Here is a 12,306-nt window from a genome sequence, read left to right as displayed (position 1 = left end):
CGCTGTTATATGGGGTCAAACTAAAATTTTAATCAAATGCAGAGTAGTAATAATCGCACTTATCTTCTTTTTTAGCGGTTGTATGGTAGTAACTTACCCAATTACTCGTTGCATGAAAAAATGCTTTTTCATTAAAAGGTATATGTACCACCTTTTGCCCTTTCAATGATGTAGGACACAGATTATTATCAATTCTGTTTTTCTTGTTTATGTTTACAGCAATAATCGGTATATCTAGTTTTTGAGCCTGTTTGATTTCCCAGCCAACATACTTATGATGATACTTTGTTCTTTCACCTATTAAAACGATCATTAGTTTTGTATTTTGTAATCTCTCTCTAAGTTTTCTTTTTATGGCTTCTTCTCCACTAAAGTGCATAATTGTATTAAGCTCATGTGCATTAAAAAATTTGAAATCGAATTTATCGTTTTTATCCCACATTTTTAATGTATTGTAATAATTTTTATCGCTATCATATTCAACACATACATATACTTTGTTTCTATAAGCCATAATCTCGCATCTCCTATTCTTGTTTTGCTTTTGGTAATGAGGTTGAAAGTAATACTGTTAAGAATAAAAATGTATTCAATGTCTGTGACATCTCGACAAACTTGGAAATATCTGAGGTGTTTTTTAAATATTCAACATCTATAGCAAAAGAATTTCCAATAGCACTCAAAACTGAGACTCCTATCTTATTACTTCCTACGTCAATTAGAGAAAAATGTTCAGGAATCATAGTTAAATAGAAATAACTGTAACAAAGCACCATAAATATAAATGATATAAAAAAACTAACAAATCTTCTTCTTACTCTATGGATGGTTTGAAATCTGTCTAGTATTACATCATCACACCAAAGATGGTAGTAGAAATAAGTAAATAGATTTGAAATCAGCAAATACCAAACCGCTATTTTCACCACACCAGATGAAATATCCATGTAAATAATAATAGCTATGAAGATAAATTTTAATATTACAAACAGGTCAATGGCAATATTACGATTGCGTCTTATTTTTACTCTTTGTGTTGCTTCAGGTCTTTTCCTGTAATATTTAAATGTTAAGAACTCAGTTGTCTTTTTTAAAAGCTCCACAATATTTAAATAAAAGAGCACTTTAATTACTGTAACAACAACTGGATAGATTAGTCCGTTATCGATACTAGTTTCTCTTCTTCTTGGGCTATACATGATCCACCTCCCTTAATCAAACAATCCTTTTATTTAAAGATAAGTGAAGTTATCTCTTTATACTTGTTGTAGTCTGTATTAACGAGATAATATAACTGTATAGAAAAACCAAAAGCAACTATTAACCTTGTTATTTTGTTATGTTCAATACTCATTTCATAAAAACTTATTTCAGTTTCAATTATTTTTTCTCTCTGTTCCTTCATGATATAAGTATTTTTATGGGTGTCATATACAATATTTAAATGAGATTCAGCGTTTCTTATTTTTCTATTAATGCCGTCAGTAATGGTTTGATATTTACCGTTAGTCATTTCAGAAAATAGCTTAATCTTCTTATATAGAGTTAAGGAGTTGATTGAATACTGATCGTATTTTTCTTGTTTTGCAACATATGCTATCGACATACAGGCAATTAAAATTTTATTAATATATTCAATACCTTTTGAATAAGCATTTACTAATGAATTGCATAGTTCTTTTTTCTCGTGAGTTTTCAAAACACGATTAACTTTAAGTGAATTAAACACTTGTTTATATTTTTGACTTGCCATGGCATATTCAATATACGATGTATGAAATTCAAACTCATTGTTATCCTCCCTCCCTTTAAAAAATGAGGTTAGAATACTTACAACTTCTTCCTCATTAACTTTTATTCCATCTACATATAAATAAAAGAAATTTTCTAGATATTTTCCCACCTCTTGCAACTCAACTTCTTCTGAATTATCGATAAAACCTTTTATAATTAAGTAATAGTATTCAGATAAACTAATATCATCTCTCTTACTTAATAAAGAAAGCGTTTCTTCTCCAAAGTACCCTTCTCTAATAATTTGGTCTAGCTCTTTACCAGTTTTCTCAAAACTATCATTGTTTATCAATCATTTTCTCTCTCCCTTTTCTTTAAATAATTTCTTTTACTTATTCTCTTCTATGAACTTATCAATTAGATTTGCAATTTGAACTTTCAGTTTCTCCATAGTTTCATATTCAAAAACCAGTTCTGGGGTTTCAATTTCTTCTCCCATAACGTTTAACATTTCGATTGCTTTGAAATTTTGTATATTAAACATTAGAGTACTTGACTTCTCTATAAATGGTTTTCTTTTTCTTCCCATAATTAAATTACCTTCCTTTAAATGATTTCTATTATTTCATATACTCTCTAAAACTATGAATCTGTTAAATACTATTCGCAAAACCAGTTCTTTTTAAAATACTAACGAACTGTCCTCTATTCATTACCTTATTATTTCTTAAAATGAACACAACATCATAATCTAATTCCATAACCCAAACATCTTGTTCTCCAATAATCTCACCACCTTTAATTATTGGAAATTCTCTAACCCCCACATCTATTGTATTTGGGTTTTGTTCTAGTAAATACATCTTCAAAGCTTCATATCCAGATAACAAACTTATTTTACCTATGCTTGGTCTAGCTACAGTAAACAATGGATTATTTTTGTTAAATAAATGTGTATGTCCTATAGTTATCTCTTGCATGTCGTCAATTATATTTTTCATGATATGTAACTCCTCTTAAATTTCAGATAGATTTATTATATTACACAATTCTACTAAAAGTATCCATTATTTCCATTTCAATTTTTCATAATCAATTTTATTAATTAACTCATATATTTCATTTTCAATAAAAGGAATAAAAAATTAACAAAAAAAATAGAGCTACAACTTAACGTCATAGCTCTATCACTAAATTTTGAGAAACCACCTTTCTGATGTCGGTGAAAATCTTATACTGTTGGCACGACTTCAGATGGTAAAATCAGAAAGATAGCTAGTTTACTTACAACTATATCTCCAATTGACACTGTTGCCACTTGTGGATCATTCATCTTACTTGAAAATTTCTCAGCATTATAATCCTCAACTGCTGCATCAAATATCATCCCATTGTTCAAATAAATTGTGATGTTCTTCATATTAATATCGTTCTCCTTTTGGTAATTTATTTATGTTACAGAATTCAATGTATTTCTGAGAATATTTAACGAGGTAGCAAGAACTGTAGCGCCACTTGTTACAGTGCTTAATCCCGTTGTTGCCATGTCATTTATTGCAGCTCTCGCTTCATTAAAAAGGTAGAAATAAAATAAGCCACCAGTCACTGCGTTAGTGAACGGATAGCTTGAAAGTCCTTTATATGTTCTAAATTGATTTATTCTTGCAGTAAATACATTCCATTCAATTGCGGGTAAATTAAATAATTGACCACTAGTTTTTGTAGTGTGCCAATCCCAATTAACAGGTCTAGCCATGTCATTTTTAATTGTTAGCCATCCACCCCAACCACTATTAGGATGATAATTACTATTAGAAGATGTTTTATTAGCTCTAACTCTGAAGATATAAGAAGCATTTGGAGTTAATGAAGAACTTATAGATCCGAATTGAACAGAAAAAGATCCTCCACCATTCCATCCTTGCGTTCTAGTTGCCAGTAATGAAGTTGCTCCTACAGTCCACATCTTAACCTCAATCGTTGTCCAGCTTCCATTTGGATTCACATTAACCGTGATTGTATTAGCTCCACCAATGTTCCCACCACTAGTTATGCTTGGTATTACGGGCTCTGTAGTTGCCCACATATAAGTTCTACTAGATTCTCCACCAGAGTTATAACCTTTTTTACCTATCTCATACTCAGTACCATATTGAGGTGCTGATAACGAGTAAATATAAGGTGTACCATATACTGTACTGGTGAAAGTTCCTCCACATGAAGGTGTAAATCCTATGCTAGTAGCTCCATATGCGTTTTCTATTTGTAAGTTGATAGTTGTTCCTCTTGAACTGTAGTGTGTAACATAGGGGCTACCAGTAGGTGCAGGAGAATCTAAACTAAAATAAATTGGTTCAAATCCAGACTCTCCTTCGTACCAAACTCCATTCCACATCATTCGAGTTCTAACACTGTAACTATAGCCAGGAGTCATACTTATATTAAAGTTAGAAGAATATCCATTGTTAATAGATACAGGAGGAGTGTTTTGCCAACCAGATGACCAACCTGTAGAAGTGTTTGTGAGAAGTATTGTGTTCCGTCATAGTATGGACGAGCACAGTTTTCGAACCTAAATGAACAAAATTGACTGTTTGGATATTTCGCTACAAGGACTGCGTGTGCCATGTAAGCTCACCTCCTCATTCTTTATTTTATTAACCAAATATTGCTGGCACACCAGATTTCCCTCCAACTAAAATAGATGAAACTTCTAGTGAACCATTGATTGCTACTTTGCTTTGACTGTGATTTGTTGAAAGCAAAGGGGTAGCCTCCTTCATATTGCTCCACACTCAAGTTCCCAACCACACGAGAGAATCCTAAGAATGTGATAGGCAAATTGTTAGCTGATTTTAATGAAACAGTTCCATTAGATTCAATTCGGAATCCATTTGCATCACTTGATTTAATAGAGTGAGAGCCGTTTATAGCAGTCATAACTAACGTAGAGCCTGTGCCACGTCCTACCGTATAAGATTGTCCGTATACGTTGCCCTCACTGATAGTAACAGCACCAGGAATGTTTAATGAGTTATAATGGTAACGAATCCAGTTAAATTGATCTTAGAAGCACTAATAGAAACATCTGAAGCCGTTTGGTTAATCAAAGAAGCAATAGTATTTCCGTTGTAGTCGGTTTTAGAAACTTTGCTACTAATTGATTCCTCAACAGCGTTTAAATTGAATTCTACTGTATTTACACGAGTACCAAGCGCATTAACAACAGAGGATTCAGCCTTCATTGCAATCTCACCAGATAGTTGAGAGATACTAGACTTTTGTGTTGCAACTTCTCCATCAATTCTCTTGACTTCGCCTTTTACTTCACTACGTATTTCATCAGCAGTAACGGAAAATGATGCTTCAGCTTCACCAACTCTTTCAGCTACAAGAAGAATTTTCTCGTTTGTTTGTTCAAACCTTGTTCGAGTTTGTCTTTTATTTTCATCAATTTCTACTTTTTGAGATATGAATAAATCATCTACTGATTTAGGCATTATATTTCCTAAAATAACTTTAGAGGTAACAAGCTCTCCGTTACGATTCGTTTGAGTTTGCTCTAGTACACGAGTTTGAAATGTAATGTCCATTGGCTCATAAATAAGCCATACACGTTCCCCTAGTTCTTTGTTTGTTAACTCAACAGTTTCCATTTCAAATAGAGCTTCAGGAACATCATTTAATTTCGATTTTAGATATTCTACAAGGCTCTCATTTATCGAAAACCTGTCATCATAGATAGGATCAGCTTTCTTTATACCGAATTTAGGATTTTGCGCTAATGCAGATTCATACTTAACATAAAGCCCATCTGCACCGTAACCTTCTATAGATGTCTTCACTTTAGTTGTGTCAATCACATGCTTTGCACCAACTACATTATGTTTATATCGATATTGAGCATCATAATCCCCACCAATCTGAGAAGTAAAATGAACAACATTATTTTTCAAAATTTGATACTCACATTCGTAAGCTGCGCATAATCCATTAATAAGAATTATGACATTTGCGCTCCCAAAATTTTCAATTAATCTACTTCCTGTAATATCGCTTATAAATGTCCATCCTGTATTTTTGAAAATAAATGTGGCGAACTCATTAAACGTTCTAGTTCCACCATAAATATCATCTTGTCTTTCATCAGATAGATCAAAGAAAGTATTAGTTGCCGTAATGACTTTGCTGAAATCGGTCTTTTCTATTCGTTTTATTTTGAAATCGAATCCTTCAATGTGAACTATTGATTCTTCATTTAGCATGTCATATGAAGGATCATTCTTTGTATTAAAACAGGTGAACGATGCTGTAAAAGCACCATTCACCCTCTGTTTAACTTCCAAATTGTTTGTATGAGAAAGCGGCTCACTTAAAGAGCCTTCACGGACAATAATCAAGTTATCACCCTTTCAAATTAATTTATAACTTACAAGTAGTAAAAATGCGAGCATATATTGACATTACTTTTTTATTTGTGTAAAATTATTAACTCCTTATACTTAAATAGCTCAGCTTCTACAGTTATAGAGGTGTCAATAATAGAATAAAATTGTAGTTTTATCGCTATTGAAATTAATTAATATTTGTTGCTATTCTAAATTCTATTGATATATTTTTAATCGTTTGATATAGTAAACTTAAGAAATATTTTTATTCGGAACCATTATGGTTTAAAAGGGAATTCGGTAAATGCCGAAACTGTAAACTCAACTGTAAGTGTAGACGACTGTTGAAAATGCCACCACGTACGATGTTTCGTAGTAAGGTCAACAGGAGGATGAAGCACGAGTCAGTAGACCTTCCAATATTATATTCTACCCCTTTTTCGGGTTAGGTATTTTATGGACAGGTGTATTGATTGTTGAGATTTTTGCTTTTTCTCCTTCAATTAATATATCTAACTCTCCTAACCCAAATAGTTTTGAGAGTTTTTTATTTTTCAGGGAGGAGATTAAATAATGAATAAATCTAATATTAATTTAATGTTGAACGTAGCCACTTTTGTTATGTTACTAATCTTCGGTATTTTAACTATAACTTTTTATATGATTCAGCTTGCTAAATAAAGTAATTAATTGAATATATCTATTAGAGCCGTCTTAATAGACGGTTTTTTCTTTTTCTGTCTCTAAATAAATTACTTTTTATGCTTTCATCCAGCTATATAAAAAAGAGAGCACAATGGCTCCCTCGATTACTTATTATTGAACATCCAAGATTTCTCTTTAGAAGGTTTATTAAAATGAATTGTTAATCTAGCAATCTTGCTGTCATAGGATAAGTCAAATTCCATATCAAGAATTTCTTTTACTTCATCAACGCTATAAGGATTCAAACTACTCATCATAAGTGTGCCTGTACCAGCGTCTGCCCAAGGGAAGTCTTTTTTAGAAATCTTCAAAGTTTTATTCTTAATGTGATTCGTTAAAAAACCTATCTCATATGTTCCTAAATTCTTATTTGTCTCATCTTTAAATTCAGCACTTGGTTGATATGCAGGACCCCTTCCAGAAAAGCTCCCATCATATTTATTTGAGCCTTTCAGTGGATCAAAATCGTACATATTTAAATCTGCACTCAAAATACTTCCTATAATGCCAGGGTATAAATAGTATTCATTGTTATAAAAACTAGCCGATCTATTGGTAGGATAATTTCCACTATATGAATCTATAGAGCGTTCAAATGCTAATAGGCTTACTCCATCGTTAAATGTAAATATCATCTCATCAACTTCTATACCATAATGATAATACAACTCCTGTATTTCTTGTCGAAGTTCATGCATACCAATGAATTCATCTTTTTCTATTTCTTGTTGTATCTTGTAAATCGCTTCTGCATACTCTCGATAATTCTTATATTGAGTTTTAACAACTGTATTCAATTTCTCTTTGTAAACAGTTTTTTTATCTTTTGCTACTACTGGTGTTCCTTTTGGAATTGTGAGCTTAAGTGTTGGCAATGTCACAACTGGAATCTTTGTGTCGTCTCCACCTAGTAAAGCTAGTTTAGATTTAGATGGAGTCTCATATGTAACTACAGGACTCTTATAAATAAAGCTTCCTCCACCTACTCCATATAATCCACCTTCCATACTCTTGTAGCTATACACACGGAATTCTTCTCCTGCTTTTAAGTCACGCACCTTAGTTAGAGTATTATCCTTTTCAAGCTTATATAAGACTGTTCTAGAGTTAATTGTAACCTTCCCTATTTGTCCAAGTTTTAATTCAGTCTTACCCCACATGACTTTCGTTGCTGCATTTGCACTATCTGAATTAATGGTGTTTAAACTAAAAGCTAATATTACTAATAAAGCTATCCTTAAGAATTTAGCAAACATTTCATTTCCTCCTCAATTCGCTCTATAATTTCAGTTGAATCTAAAATTCCGCCTAAATCATCCTCCATTCATTACCCTCTCTTATTATTCTTCCAATATCCCTATATCCCTTCTTTATTTTTCTATTTACCTCTATTTTTAGAAACAGATTCTCATTATAATTTGAATAAATTGGTTAACATAAAAACAACCACATCCAAAATATTAATGGATGGTGGTTTTCTTCTATTTTCGTTCAGTTACCTTCATTTCTTTAATCTGCATTATATTTATAACGGATTCTTCTTCAGTAATAATAATCCGAACATCTGAGTTTGTTTCAAAATCGTAACTAATGCCATTATAGAAAGTTAATTTTACTTCATACTTCTTTTTCAACATAACTCACCACCTTTTTGTTACTATTCGAGGTGATTTGGATAAGTCCTTCTATTTATTCTAATATTGTGGAAGAAGTGAGATATTTTCTTAGTAGTTCTTCAGTGGTCTTTTAAATGAGTACTTGAAAATGTATGACGTTCCTCATACCCACTCGATATATAGACGTACTCAATATCACCATTCTCGAATTTCTTGATTTAATCTCAGGAAGAAATTGATTATTCGTGTTAGATAGTTGAATAAGTGAATTATTTACATTTACATCAAATATGCCTAATTTTTTAGACATGCAAAAAACCTCCTAACATAATTGTCAGAAGGTAGTTAATATCTAAATTTTATTCGGAAATATTAGGGGAATTAGAGTAAATGGTTCTCCATCTGTTCTTTCCCCTTTGTACTTTAACCCTTAATTATTAACCAAATGTAATTTTATTTACTGTATCACTGTCTAATTTTTTTATTACTTCTACAATAAGTTTTACTGTATTTTCATAATCGTCTCTATGCAATATTCCTGCATGTGAGTGAATGTAGCGAGTCGCGATTCCAATTGCTAGTGCTGGGACTCCATTTAATGAAATATGCATAGAACCTGCATCTGTTCCGCCACCAGGAATCATTTCAAATTGATAAGGAATTTTATTTTCTTCTGCAACATCAATTACAAATTCACGCAATCCTTTATGCGATACCATCGATGCATCGAATAAAACAATTTGTGGTCCAGCTCCGATTTTGCTTGTTGATTCTTTTGGTGTAATTCCAGGTGTATCACCAGCAATACCTACATCCACTGCAAAACCGATATCTGGTTTTACTTTTACTGTAGAAGTTTTAGCACCACGAAGCCCTACTTCTTCTTGAACATTTCCTACTCCATAAACAATATTCGGATGTTCTTGATCCTTTAATCCTTTTAATACATCAATCGCAATAGCACAACCGATGCGATTATCCCATGCTTTTGCTAGCAGTAATTTTTCATTGTTCATCACTGTGAATTCGAAATAAGGTACGACCATATCTCCTGGTAATACTCCCCATTCCATTGCTTCTTCTTTAGAAGATGCACCGATATCGATAAACATGTCTTTAATATCTACCGGTTTTTTTCGTGCTTCAGGTGAAAGAATATGTGGAGGTTTAGAGCCAATAACTCCAGTAACTGTACCATTTTTTCTAGTAACGATTGTTACTCGTTGAGCAAGCATTACTTGTGACCACCAGCCACCTACTGATTGAAAACTTAAGAAGCCTTTGTCGTCAATTTTGGATATCATAAAACCAACTTCATCAAGATGTCCAGCTACCATGATTTTCGGACCGTTTGCATCGCCTACTTTTTCTGCGATTAAGCTTCCTAGATTGTCATATTCAATCTTATCCGCATGAGGTGCTATGTATTTCTCCATAACCGCACGTGCTTCACGTTCATTTCCAGGAATTGCTTTTGCATCTGTTAACTCTTTTAACATGGTTAATGTTTCATCAAGTTTTGACATTATTTCGACCTCCTAAATATCTTCTTCGCTTTTTATTATAAAGTATCATGAAAGCATTTACAAAATATTTATTTAATTCTCCATATAGGTAAGAAAACGTTGTACTTATTGGCTTAATTTATTTCATGTAGCAGTGAAATTAAGTTAATAACCTGACCGTTGACGTTCATAATTTTTTTCGTTTTTGCTAATATATGCTTCCACTAACTCTTCACTTGAAAAATCTAATCGTTTTGCAATTGCACCGTATTGAATCCACACTTCTTTGTAAGTTTTCATCGTTGGCTCGCATAAAAATTGATGAATTGCATTAGAAGTGGATATAAATAGCATAGTTAAATCACCATCTCTTTCCTCTAACGGCCATTCTGTTAAGTACTGAAGATTCTTTTCAATACCAAGTGACAATATGAAATGAATAGAATCCACATACTCTTCCAATATAACACTTCGTTCAGATGGACCCTTTTCACTCCAAAACTTAAAACATCTTGTTTCATTTGCTAATTCAGATAGCTCTACAAGTAAAGCTAACCCTTTTTTTATAAAAACATCTTCCTGTACTTGTTTGTTTGATTGAATATATTGGTCTAAAGCTTGTTGCATTGTAAAAAGTTTTTCTAAATTCATTATTTCCTCCAAAAAATTCATTTATTTTGAAACCAAACTACCTCTATTATCGTATAGCAGATACTATGTATTTTACAAGGAGGACATTAGAAATGGTCCATTTACTTCGATTGCTCATAATTATCATCATAATATATGTTTTTTACAAAATTCTCCGTTATTTGTTTGATCCAAAGAGAAAACTTGACGAAGCATATGAGAAAGAACAATATTATTTTTATGACGATATAAAAAATGTCCGCAAAAATTTTTTCATCACTTATAAAGGTGCTATTTTTGAAGGAGAAAAATATTTAGGTACTACTGATCAAGCATTCGAAGTCGTATCTATTTTCGTATGGACAAAAGATCCTGCCAAGCTCCAAGGCTTTACAAAAGAAGATTTTCGTTTTTTACAAAATGAAATTAAAATGAATTACCCTGCTGCAAAAATTAGTTGGAAAAGTCCAATTGAACAATTAATGAAAGAAGAATAGATAAACTAAAAAAGCAAATTCTTCACAATGCTCGGAGTATCACAGAAAATTTCGATCATTCATAGTGCCTTTAGTATTTGGACTGTTGATTGAAGCGGAAGGCGGCGACTCCTAGGGGATTAGCAAGCAAATCAAGACCCTGGACTGAGCGCAGCGAGGGAAGCGGCTTGATGCTTGCCCCCAGGAAAGCGTCCGCCTGCAGCGGAAATCAACCTGTTCCCGGCATAAAAATTCATAAGCATTCTCTCTTAAAAAAGCGAACAATCCTATGCACTAATAGGATTGTTCGCTTTTACTATCCAAAAAATTAAAAATGCATAAATAATCATTAACATTAAAAATCCAACACGAAAATTGGTATGCTTCGTTTTATGTCGAAACAATTGCATTCCAAAATAAGCCCCAATACCTCCGCCGAACAATGCGAGCATCCACAAAGTTCGCTCTGAAACTCTTTGTTTATGTTTTTTTGCTTGAGACTTATCATAACCCATAACAAAAAAAGCAATCAATGACATGATTAATATAAATAATAGGATTATCTCTTCCATCGTATTCTCCTTGTACAAAAAAAGCTGATAGAATGTCTATCAGCTTTTTTATCTATTATTATTTAGTAATTGCTTTTTTTGCTGCATCCGCTAATTGTGTAAATGCTTGTGCATCAGTCACAGCTAGATCAGCTAACATTTTACGGTTAACTTCGATTTCAGCTAATTTTAATCCGTGCATTAAACGGCTGTATGAAAGTCCGTTTAGACGTGCTGCCGCATTGATACGTGTGATCCATAGTTTACGGAATTCACGTTTTTTGTTGCGACGGTCACGGTAAGCATACATTAAAGATTTCATAACCTGTTGGTTTGCTACTTTATATAATGTATGTTTTGAACCGTAATAACCTTTAGCTAATTTTAATACTTTTTTACGACGCTTCTTTGTTACTGGTGTGCTTTTTACGCGTGGCATGATTCATTACCTCCTGCTATTCTTTCGAATGATTAAGTTTCTAATTATTTCATGTAAGTAAGTAAAGTTTTGATACGTTTGTAATCGCCTGAAGAAGCTACTTTAGTTTTACGTAGTTTACGTTTAGCTTTAGTAGATTTATTAGCGAATAAGTGACTTCCAAAAGCACGGTCATGTTTTAATTTTCCTGTACCCGTTTTTTTGAAACGCTTTGCAGCTCCACGGTGAGTTTTCATTTTCGGCATGTCGAATTCCTCCTAAA

General features: G+C 32.6%; 18 protein-coding genes and 1 riboswitch. Of the genes, 1 reads left to right on the top strand and 17 read right to left on the bottom strand.

What is annotated here, in order from left to right:
* Positions 1 to 28 precede the first annotated feature (28 nt).
* The 14 genes from ACTSKG_RS00950 to ACTSKG_RS00885 form a co-directional block, all read right to left on the bottom strand.
* On the bottom strand, positions 29 to 514 hold the full coding sequence (locus ACTSKG_RS00950; RefSeq protein ID WP_464756295.1) for a TIR domain-containing protein: 486 nt from the start codon (positions 512 to 514) through the stop codon (positions 29 to 31).
* Between the two features lie 13 nt (positions 515 to 527).
* Positions 528 to 1,199 (bottom strand): hypothetical protein, encoded by a 672-nt coding sequence (locus ACTSKG_RS00945; protein ID WP_464756294.1) that lies wholly within the window; start codon positions 1,197 to 1,199, stop codon positions 528 to 530.
* 29 nt (positions 1,200 to 1,228) lie between these two features.
* The gene (locus ACTSKG_RS00940; protein ID WP_464756293.1) at positions 1,229 to 2,086 is read right to left on the bottom strand and encodes a hypothetical protein; all 858 of its coding nucleotides are present in this window, start codon (positions 2,084 to 2,086) and stop codon (positions 1,229 to 1,231) included.
* Positions 2,087 to 2,122: 36 nt separating this feature from the next.
* Positions 2,123 to 2,323: a hypothetical protein gene (locus ACTSKG_RS00935; RefSeq protein ID WP_464756292.1), complete on the bottom strand. Its 201-nt coding sequence runs from the start codon at positions 2,321 to 2,323 to the stop codon at positions 2,123 to 2,125.
* Positions 2,324 to 2,387: 64 nt separating this feature from the next.
* Positions 2,388 to 2,735: a hypothetical protein gene (locus tag ACTSKG_RS00930; RefSeq protein ID WP_464756291.1), complete on the bottom strand. Its 348-nt coding sequence runs from the start codon at positions 2,733 to 2,735 to the stop codon at positions 2,388 to 2,390.
* Positions 2,736 to 2,965: 230 nt separating this feature from the next.
* Entirely contained in the window at positions 2,966 to 3,154 is a 189-nt protein-coding gene (locus ACTSKG_RS00925) for a hypothetical protein (RefSeq protein WP_464756290.1), read from the bottom strand.
* Between the two features lie 30 nt (positions 3,155 to 3,184).
* Positions 3,185 to 4,132, bottom strand: a complete 948-nt coding sequence (locus ACTSKG_RS00920) for a hypothetical protein (RefSeq protein WP_464756289.1) — start codon at positions 4,130 to 4,132, stop codon at positions 3,185 to 3,187.
* Positions 4,133 to 4,170: 38 nt separating this feature from the next.
* Positions 4,171 to 4,362 (bottom strand): hypothetical protein, encoded by a 192-nt coding sequence (locus tag ACTSKG_RS00915; protein WP_464756288.1) that lies wholly within the window; start codon positions 4,360 to 4,362, stop codon positions 4,171 to 4,173.
* Between the two features lie 398 nt (positions 4,363 to 4,760).
* Positions 4,761 to 6,134: a phage tail spike protein gene (locus ACTSKG_RS00910; RefSeq protein ID WP_464756287.1), complete on the bottom strand. Its 1,374-nt coding sequence runs from the start codon at positions 6,132 to 6,134 to the stop codon at positions 4,761 to 4,763.
* A gap of 241 nt (positions 6,135 to 6,375) precedes the next feature.
* Positions 6,376 to 6,557: riboswitch (cobalamin riboswitch) on the top strand.
* Between the two features lie 374 nt (positions 6,558 to 6,931).
* On the bottom strand, positions 6,932 to 8,083 hold the full coding sequence (locus ACTSKG_RS00905; protein WP_464756286.1) for a hypothetical protein: 1,152 nt from the start codon (positions 8,081 to 8,083) through the stop codon (positions 6,932 to 6,934).
* Positions 8,084 to 8,308: 225 nt separating this feature from the next.
* Positions 8,309 to 8,464: a hypothetical protein gene (locus tag ACTSKG_RS00900; protein ID WP_464756285.1), complete on the bottom strand. Its 156-nt coding sequence runs from the start codon at positions 8,462 to 8,464 to the stop codon at positions 8,309 to 8,311.
* Between the two features lie 109 nt (positions 8,465 to 8,573).
* Positions 8,574 to 8,753: a hypothetical protein gene (locus ACTSKG_RS00895; RefSeq protein WP_464756284.1), complete on the bottom strand. Its 180-nt coding sequence runs from the start codon at positions 8,751 to 8,753 to the stop codon at positions 8,574 to 8,576.
* Positions 8,754 to 8,880: 127 nt separating this feature from the next.
* Positions 8,881 to 9,969, bottom strand: a complete 1,089-nt coding sequence (locus ACTSKG_RS00890) for a M42 family metallopeptidase (RefSeq protein ID WP_464756283.1) — start codon at positions 9,967 to 9,969, stop codon at positions 8,881 to 8,883.
* Positions 9,970 to 10,113: 144 nt separating this feature from the next.
* The gene (locus ACTSKG_RS00885; protein ID WP_464756282.1) at positions 10,114 to 10,599 is read right to left on the bottom strand and encodes a dUTP diphosphatase; all 486 of its coding nucleotides are present in this window, start codon (positions 10,597 to 10,599) and stop codon (positions 10,114 to 10,116) included.
* A gap of 92 nt (positions 10,600 to 10,691) precedes the next feature.
* Between ACTSKG_RS00885 and ACTSKG_RS00880 the strand changes: the two genes are divergently transcribed.
* Positions 10,692 to 11,075, top strand: a complete 384-nt coding sequence (locus ACTSKG_RS00880) for a sigma-w pathway protein ysdB (protein WP_464756281.1) — start codon at positions 10,692 to 10,694, stop codon at positions 11,073 to 11,075.
* A gap of 266 nt (positions 11,076 to 11,341) precedes the next feature.
* On the opposite strand, the gene ACTSKG_RS00875 is transcribed toward ACTSKG_RS00880, so the two are convergent.
* Genes ACTSKG_RS00875 through rpmI form a run of 3 tightly spaced genes read right to left on the bottom strand, consistent with a single transcriptional unit; the run spans position 11,342 to position 12,289 of the window.
* A complete protein-coding gene (locus ACTSKG_RS00875) occupies positions 11,342 to 11,626 on the bottom strand; it encodes a DUF1294 domain-containing protein (protein WP_464756280.1) in 285 nt (94 codons plus the stop codon).
* Between the two features lie 58 nt (positions 11,627 to 11,684).
* Entirely contained in the window at positions 11,685 to 12,044 is a 360-nt protein-coding gene (rplT, locus tag ACTSKG_RS00870; protein ID WP_464756279.1) for a 50S ribosomal protein L20, read from the bottom strand.
* A 44-nt stretch (positions 12,045 to 12,088) separates the two neighbouring features.
* Entirely contained in the window at positions 12,089 to 12,289 is a 201-nt protein-coding gene (gene rpmI / locus ACTSKG_RS00865) for a 50S ribosomal protein L35 (RefSeq protein WP_053588661.1), read from the bottom strand.
* Between the last annotated feature and the right edge of the window lie 17 nt (positions 12,290 to 12,306).

The sequence above is a fragment of the Psychrobacillus syltrankelensis genome, from assembly GCF_055454035.1.
Note: the sequence above shows the minus strand (reverse complement) of the source record. Positions and strands in the feature narration are given on the sequence as shown.

Bases quoted from the DNA above. Each gene is read 5' to 3' on its own strand.
- ACTSKG_RS00950 (WP_464756295.1), bottom strand. From the start codon at position 514: ATGGCTTATAGAAACAAAGTATATGTATGTGTTGAATATGATAGCGAT.
- ACTSKG_RS00945 (WP_464756294.1), bottom strand. From the start codon at position 1,199: ATGTATAGCCCAAGAAGAAGAGAAACTAGTATCGATAACGGACTAATC.
- ACTSKG_RS00935 (WP_464756292.1), bottom strand. From the start codon at position 2,323: ATGGGAAGAAAAAGAAAACCATTTATAGAGAAGTCAAGTACTCTAATG.
- ACTSKG_RS00930 (WP_464756291.1), bottom strand. From the start codon at position 2,735: ATGAAAAATATAATTGACGACATGCAAGAGATAACTATAGGACATACA.
- ACTSKG_RS00925 (WP_464756290.1), bottom strand. From the start codon at position 3,154: ATGAAGAACATCACAATTTATTTGAACAATGGGATGATATTTGATGCA.
- ACTSKG_RS00920 (WP_464756289.1), bottom strand. From the start codon at position 4,132: ATGATGTGGAATGGAGTTTGGTACGAAGGAGAGTCTGGATTTGAACCA.
- ACTSKG_RS00915 (WP_464756288.1), bottom strand. From the start codon at position 4,362: ATGGCACACGCAGTCCTTGTAGCGAAATATCCAAACAGTCAATTTTGT.
- ACTSKG_RS00905 (WP_464756286.1), bottom strand. From the start codon at position 8,083: ATGTTTGCTAAATTCTTAAGGATAGCTTTATTAGTAATATTAGCTTTT.
- ACTSKG_RS00900 (WP_464756285.1), bottom strand. From the start codon at position 8,464: ATGTTGAAAAAGAAGTATGAAGTAAAATTAACTTTCTATAATGGCATT.
- ACTSKG_RS00895 (WP_464756284.1), bottom strand. From the start codon at position 8,753: ATGTCTAAAAAATTAGGCATATTTGATGTAAATGTAAATAATTCACTT.
- ACTSKG_RS00890 (WP_464756283.1), bottom strand. From the start codon at position 9,969: ATGTCAAAACTTGATGAAACATTAACCATGTTAAAAGAGTTAACAGAT.
- ACTSKG_RS00885 (WP_464756282.1), bottom strand. From the start codon at position 10,599: ATGAATTTAGAAAAACTTTTTACAATGCAACAAGCTTTAGACCAATAT.
- ACTSKG_RS00880 (WP_464756281.1), top strand. From the start codon at position 10,692: ATGGTCCATTTACTTCGATTGCTCATAATTATCATCATAATATATGTT.
- ACTSKG_RS00875 (WP_464756280.1), bottom strand. From the start codon at position 11,626: ATGGAAGAGATAATCCTATTATTTATATTAATCATGTCATTGATTGCT.
- rplT (WP_464756279.1), bottom strand. From the start codon at position 12,044: ATGCCACGCGTAAAAAGCACACCAGTAACAAAGAAGCGTCGTAAAAAA.
- rpmI (WP_053588661.1), bottom strand. From the start codon at position 12,289: ATGCCGAAAATGAAAACTCACCGTGGAGCTGCAAAGCGTTTCAAAAAA.